The 6,133-nt window shown below is 66.7% G+C and carries 6 protein-coding genes and 1 pseudogene; 2 read left to right on the top strand and 5 right to left on the bottom strand.

The genetic code is table 11. The features are described from left to right. The coding region (locus DMC18_RS27315) for a methyl-accepting chemotaxis protein (RefSeq protein ID WP_370444622.1) at positions 1–592 on the bottom strand (592 nt) is incomplete at its 3' end. A gap of 336 nt (positions 593–928) precedes the next feature. Between DMC18_RS27315 and DMC18_RS14955 the strand changes: the two genes are divergently transcribed. Then, complete coding sequence (locus DMC18_RS14955; protein ID WP_110117687.1) at positions 929–1,312, top strand: response regulator; 384 nt, start codon at positions 929–931, stop codon at positions 1,310–1,312. Between the two features lie 22 nt (positions 1,313–1,334). Here DMC18_RS14955 and DMC18_RS14960 read toward each other — a convergent pair whose 3' ends face one another. Next, complete coding sequence (locus tag DMC18_RS14960; RefSeq protein ID WP_110117688.1) at positions 1,335–2,366, bottom strand: sensor histidine kinase; 1,032 nt, start codon at positions 2,364–2,366, stop codon at positions 1,335–1,337. Positions 2,367–2,605: 239 nt separating this feature from the next. On the opposite strand from DMC18_RS14960, the gene DMC18_RS14965 reads away from it, so the two are divergent. Next, positions 2,606–2,902, top strand: a complete 297-nt coding sequence (locus tag DMC18_RS14965) for a hypothetical protein (protein ID WP_110117689.1) — start codon at positions 2,606–2,608, stop codon at positions 2,900–2,902. Positions 2,903–3,189: 287 nt separating this feature from the next. Here the strand turns inward: DMC18_RS14965 and DMC18_RS14970 are convergent, their stop codons facing one another. The 3 genes and pseudogenes from DMC18_RS14970 to DMC18_RS14980 form a co-directional block, all read right to left on the bottom strand. Beyond that, entirely contained in the window at positions 3,190–4,221 is a 1,032-nt protein-coding gene (locus DMC18_RS14970) for a glycine zipper 2TM domain-containing protein (protein WP_158285912.1), read from the bottom strand. A gap of 191 nt (positions 4,222–4,412) precedes the next feature. After that, positions 4,413–5,636: a PHB depolymerase family esterase gene (locus tag DMC18_RS14975; protein ID WP_110117691.1), complete on the bottom strand. Its 1,224-nt coding sequence runs from the start codon at positions 5,634–5,636 to the stop codon at positions 4,413–4,415. A 72-nt stretch (positions 5,637–5,708) separates the two neighbouring features. Then, a pseudogene (locus DMC18_RS14980) lies at positions 5,709–6,133 on the bottom strand (hypothetical protein); the annotation flags it as partial.

A 6,133-nucleotide genomic window follows, 5' to 3' on the forward strand; every position in this document is an offset into this window, starting at 1 on the left:
CCGCGAAGCCGCGACCATCATCTCCCGCGCGGGCGGCCTCGATCGCTGCGTTCAGCGCCAGCAGATTGGTCTGATCGGCGATATCGGCGACGCTTTTGGTGATCTCGCCGATCCGCGCCGCATGACGCTCCAGGGCCTCGATCACGGCCACGCTGGCCAACTGCCGCTGGGCGTTGAAGCCGACGGCCTTGACCGAGGCGTCGATGGCCGCGCCGGATTCCGTCAGAAGGATCTGGAGCGCTTCGGTGCGCTGCCGCGACGTCTCGGCCCGCTCGCGAGCCTGGCCGAAGCTGGCGCTCATGGCGGTGACCGCCGCGAGGGACTCATGGGCCGCTCCGGCGGCCTCCTCAGCGCCGCTGGCGATCTGAGTCAAGGCTCGCCGCAGTTCCTCCACCGCGCCGGACGCCTCGGCGAGCCCGCCCCCCAGCTCCAGGCTCGCCGCCCCGATGCGCTCGCTGGCGTTCTGACGACGAGACGCCGCCTTTCGGAGCGGTGGACGCGCAGCGGCGGGATTTGACGGCTCGGCGGCGTTCTCGGACGGCGCTCGCGACTTCGCGCGCGAAGCCAAGGTCGATTTCTTCACCAGCGCCATGCCGCCCCACTCCCGGGCGACCAAGGCCGCCGTTACACAACACCGTCGAACCGCGCCGGTACAGACCGGCGGCCCCGAGCACAGCACAACCAAGACGCCCAATGCGGAACCAAGGCAAGCTTGGTCGATCAGGCCAAGCAAGCTTGAGCATGCAGCAAACTCGAAACGGCGCGGTTTGTTCCACGCCAGAGGTCCATAGCCTTCAGCCACAAAGGAGAGATGGCTGCCGCGTCGCGCGCGTAACCCCGACACCACCGGGTAAGTTTCAGCAATAATATCAATTTCTTATTGGCCGGAGCCTCAGGAACCGCGCACATCGCCGCCGGTTGGTGATCCATGGCCGGATCCCCCCTCGTTTCCAATCCCATTGTCGTTTTGCTGGTTGATGACGAACCCGTGCTTCGCATGGTCGCCCGACAGGGCCTTGAGGACGCCGGCTTCGAGGTCATCGAAGCGGACGACGCCAAAACCGCGCTCGAAATCCTCGACGCCGGCGCGGCGGTGACCGTGCTGTTCACCGATGTCAACATGCCGGGCCCGCTGGACGGCCTGGATCTGGCCGAATGCGTCCACGAGCGCTGGCCCGCCATCCAGTTGGTCATCACGTCGGGCCGCGGTCTGACCACGCCGCTTCCCGACGACGGGCGCTTCATGGCCAAGCCCTACAGCATCGACCAGTTGATCAGGGCCGTCGATGAGGCCGCAAAGCGGGGCGATTGACGGCCGCCGCCCAGTTGCCCCTTCAGCTTGGCGCAGCCGAGTGAACTATGGCGACGCGGGTTCCGCCCCCCGAAGCATTCAGTCCCACCTTTGCCTGCAACTGCCTGGCCAGAGCCTGGACTATGCTCGAGCCGAGGCCGACCCTGGTGGGACCGCTTGCCGTCGGCATCCCCACGCCATCGTCGGCGACCGACAGCGTCCAGTCGTCTTTTGAAGTGCTGTATTCCACCCAGATATGCCCGCCTTCGCGCCCTGGAAACGCGTGCTTCAGGGCGTTGATGATCAACTCGGTGACGATCAACCCCATGCTCACGGCGACCTCCGCGGCCACCCACTGTTCGGCGCTGACGACGGAAAGCTTCAACTGATCCGGGTTGGAAACCATCGAAGCGGTGACGCCGTCGCACAGGGTCCCGAAATAGGCTTTGAGCTCGACTTGCCCGGCGCCCGACTCCACGAGTTGACGCTGCAGGGCGGCGACCGACATCACTCTGCTGTGGGCGTCGATGACATGGGCGCGGATCTCGGTGGACGGCGCCTTGCGAGCCGACTGCATCAGGATACTGGCGATGATCTGCAGGCTATTGGCGATCCTGTGCTGCAGCTCGTCGAACAGCATGCCCTTCTCGCGCACCAAGTCGTCCTTGGCGCGATCCGCGAGGCGCGCAACCGTCACATCGAAGACGGTCAGAAGCAGTAACGGGCTGGAAGGATCGCCGTAGTCGAGCCCCCGCACTCGAATGACCAGCCGTCTGGCCTCCTGGCCGGCTCGGACCAGATCCATCTCGCCAGCCTCGACCGTGACACCGCCGCGCAGCGCCGCGTCAAGGAGATCACGCAACTGCGGGGCGTTCCATTCACCCGCGCCGAGGGCGAACGCCGACAGGCCCACCGCGCGTTCAGCGTCGATGTCGAAGGCCTCGGCGAAGGACTGACTCGCCGCAACGATCCTGAAGTCGCCATCGAGCAGCAGTATGGGCGCATCCGACGCGCCCACCAGCGCATGGGCCAGGACGTCGATAGTCAACGGAACGGGGCGCGCCTCGTCGAGCATGTTGGAACCCGCAACCCGAAGACTCGCGGAACGCAAGCCTTTCCAGGCGAAAGATCGGCGCGTGCGCCGGACTCTCAACGCGGCGCAAACGCCAAGGTTCTAGCTCCGGATTTACCCGCCAAAGCGCACGAAGCAGCAAATGAAACTCCGCAGCGGCGCCGCGAACCATAGCCGAGCCGGCACGTTTTCATGAAGCGCCTTTGCGGCGCTTCGCGACAGGGGTTTTGAAAGGGCTCGCCATGTTCCCGACCTTCGAAGACGCCCTGGAAGTCGTTCTTCGCCACCTCGACAACCCGCCGTTCGAAGGAACGCCTGAGGACGAGGCCTTCCTGGCCGCCTTGCACGAGGTTCTCACCTTGTCCCGAGACGGTCAGAACGACGAAGACGGCTTGGAGCAGGCCGCCGTTATCGACGACGATCTGCGCGCGCGGCTCGAAGCGGTCGCCCATCGCCGCCGTCCGCAAAACCCTTTCGGCGAACACCCCGACGGCATCGGGCCGACGCTCGGCATGGACCTTCGGATGAAACCGGGGTGACGTCGCTCACTTGCCCTTTCGACTGTCGGCGCGGAGCGGGCGGACACGAAGCGACCTTGCCAGGCCTGGTGTCGGTAGAACCCGAAAGACGAAGGGAAGCGCAAGCGCCAGGGCGGCGCAGGCCGAGGCGAAAACGAAGAGATAAGGCATGGATCGTCTCCGATACGCCGGCTGAATGTTCCCCGACCGCATAGTCGCGAGGCAGCCGGCGAAGCGATGCGGGTCCGGGCGACCGTCGAACGGGTCGCCCGGCGTACTGAAAGTCACTGCAATCGCGCGCGGCGATCTCAGCGATCGTTGCGAATGTCCCCGCTGACGCTGTCGCTCAGTCGATCGAGACGAGCGGTGATGATCGCCCGCCCCTTGGGGCCGAGATTTCCCTGGCGATTACGCAGGGATCGCTCCTGGCGTTCGATCGCGGCCAGGGTTCGGGTCGCCTGGCCGGCTTCGGCCCGGCTCAGCCTGCCGCTGCTGGCGCCGCGGTTGATCCGCTCGGCCAGTTGCGCCTGACGATCGTCGATGCTGAGCATGCCGCGACCATCCGGATACTGCCCATTGACGTAATCGGCGCGCGAGCGGCGCGCGTCCGTCGAAACCCAGCTTCCACGAGCATCGTAGTAGCCGACCGTCTCGCCGCGCACCCAGCGTCCATTGTCATAGTAACCCGGCTGCGGATCGGAGATCCACGTTCCGTCGGCAGCGCGGCGCCCGGCTGCCTGGCCAGGCATCCAGCGTCCATCGGCGTCGTAGCGGCCGGTGGCGGCGCCCGCGATCCAGCGCCCGGAGCTGTCGTAGTGACCCGACGTCACCTCCATCCAACGGCCGTCCTGGGCGTAGTAGCCGGCGGCGGACGCCGGCACCCAGAGACCGTTCGCATAGTAGCCGGACGCGCCTGCGTCCGTGCTCGTCTGCATCCAGCGGCCGTCGGCGCCGTAGTGGCCGCGCGGAGCGCCGTCCACCCACTCGCCGTTGCGGTCGAAGTAGCCGGAGGCCTCGCCGCGCGAGACGGCGTTGGCGTGCCAGGAACCCTGGTTGTCGTAGAAGCCGTAGGCGCGGGCGCAGTCCTCCCGCCCCTTGGCCGCCTGCCCCTTGGCGACTTGATTGCCGATCAGCGCGCCGGCGACGCCGCCGATCACGGCCCCCTTGCCGCGATCGTCGCGGCCCGCCACGGCTCCGCCCGCGACCGCGCCGACACCGGCGCCGACGATGGTTCCGGCCACGCGGTTGTTCTGTCGCTGCTCGCAGGTCTGTTGCGCGAGCGCCACGGCTGGAATGAAGGCCGCGGCGCAGACGCCGGCGACCAGGACTTGGATGCGCATTTTGTGGGATTCCTTGGGAGGAGACATACTCTTCCCGGCAGTCGACATATGGCGCTTCAATCCATATATTCAATGACAACAGAGAATATATGATAATAATTGGCGCGAATATATATTCGTCGAACGTTGGAACCAAATCAAATATTGGTTCCAACGCGACTAAATAAACGAGCTACATCAACTTGTGAAAATTATTTCAACAGACCCGCCGCCCGCAGCGCCTTGGCTATGACCTCTTGAACGCCGGCGGGCACATGGCCAATGGCGTGCATGACGCCCTGCCCCAGGCCCGAGGCCTCGACAGGCTCCGGATCGACGGCATGCTTCGCCGCCCCCTCACGCTGCGGCGTCGCGGGGATCATCGCCAGGGCGCCGGGCTCGACCCGTTCGCCGCCGTCGATGTTCCAGAACCTGGCGATCTCCAGCGACGAGGATATGCCGGCCTCGAGCATGAAGGGTCCCGCCCTGCCGACATCGTCCGCGCGCTTGGTTGAAAGCGGCGTTCCGTGGCCGAGACCGCGCACGATGTTCAACTCGACGAAGGGTTCGCCGTCGGCGGACCGCCAGATCGATCGCGTTCCGTGCGGCAGAGGCTCCACCCGATGCGGCGCGCTGGGCAAGCCGTTCAAGGCGGCCCATTGCTGGGCCAGGTCATGACCGTTCTTGACCTGCACCGTCCCGTCGGCGTCGCCGTGCCAGATCGACAGCCGCGGACGAGACCCGCCGTCGCTAGACACTGGAACCAGGGCGGCCAGGTTCGCGCCCGAACGGCCGGCCGGATGGTTCATCACCTGCATCGCGCCCTGGACATTGCTGGCCACGCCATAGGGCAGACCGGCGATCACCGCGCCGCCGGCGAAGAGGTCGGGATAGACCGCCAGCATCACCGCAGTCATCGCCCCACCGGCCGACAAGCCGGTGACGAAGACGCGGCTTCGATCGAGATCATGAGTCTCGACCGCGTGGGCGACCATCGCCGCGATCGACGCCGCCTCGCCTTCGCCGCGCCGGATGTCGCCCGGCAGGAACCAGTTGAAGCAGCGGCCCGCATTGTTGGCCTGCGGCTGCTGGGGCGCGACGACCATGAAGCCCATCCGATCGGCCAGGTCGAGCCAGCCGGCGCCTTCCGCATAGGCCGCGGCGGTCTGGGTGCAGCCGTGCAGAACAACGACCAGGGGCGAGCCTGGCGCCAGCCCTTCCGGGCGATAGCCGAGCATCGTCAATTGGCCGGGATTGGCGCCGAAATCGTCGATGCGATTCAGGCGCCCCGTCGCGTCGGAGGTCGGGAAGGACGTACGGCGCAGGCGCGCCAGCATCGCGGTGGTGTCGCCGAGGCTCGGCATGGTGATGTCCTGAAAGAGCGAGACGGAAAGCCGCCGCCCAGTCTGAATGCCGCAATGCAGCAAAGGCGCCATCACGCTTGATCACGTCTTTTGAGAGAGCGAATACACCCCGACTCCAGGCGTTTCCAGAGTCGGGGTGAAGGCTCAGTAGTCGCGACGGACGGGGTCGACGACGTCGCGGTCCTCGGGGCGAACAGCGTCGTCATCGATCAGCACATCGTCGGTCGGAGCCGCCTCGAACGAGCGGTTCTCGCCGTAGAGGGTGCGCTCGCGACCGATCTGCTCGGCGCTGTACGGCGTGGCGGCCGGATCGAAGCTGGTCCAACCGTCCTGACGATAGGCGTCGCCGCGCGTGGCCGCGTCCACGCCCCGTCCCTCGTCGAGGATCCGTTCGACGGCCTGGATCTCGTTGTCATGCGCCTTGACGCTGACCAGGGCGCCGCCGCGACGCACCCCTTCGGAATAGACATTGGCCTCGTCGTCGCTGTGGCCGGCCTCCTTGAGGGCGCCCAGCAGGCCGCCCGTGGCGCCGCCGGCGGCCGCGCCGACCGCGGCGCCGACTGCGGTGG

Source organism: Caulobacter sp. D5, assembly GCF_003185805.1.
Lineage (GTDB): Bacteria > Pseudomonadota > Alphaproteobacteria > Caulobacterales > Caulobacteraceae > Caulobacter.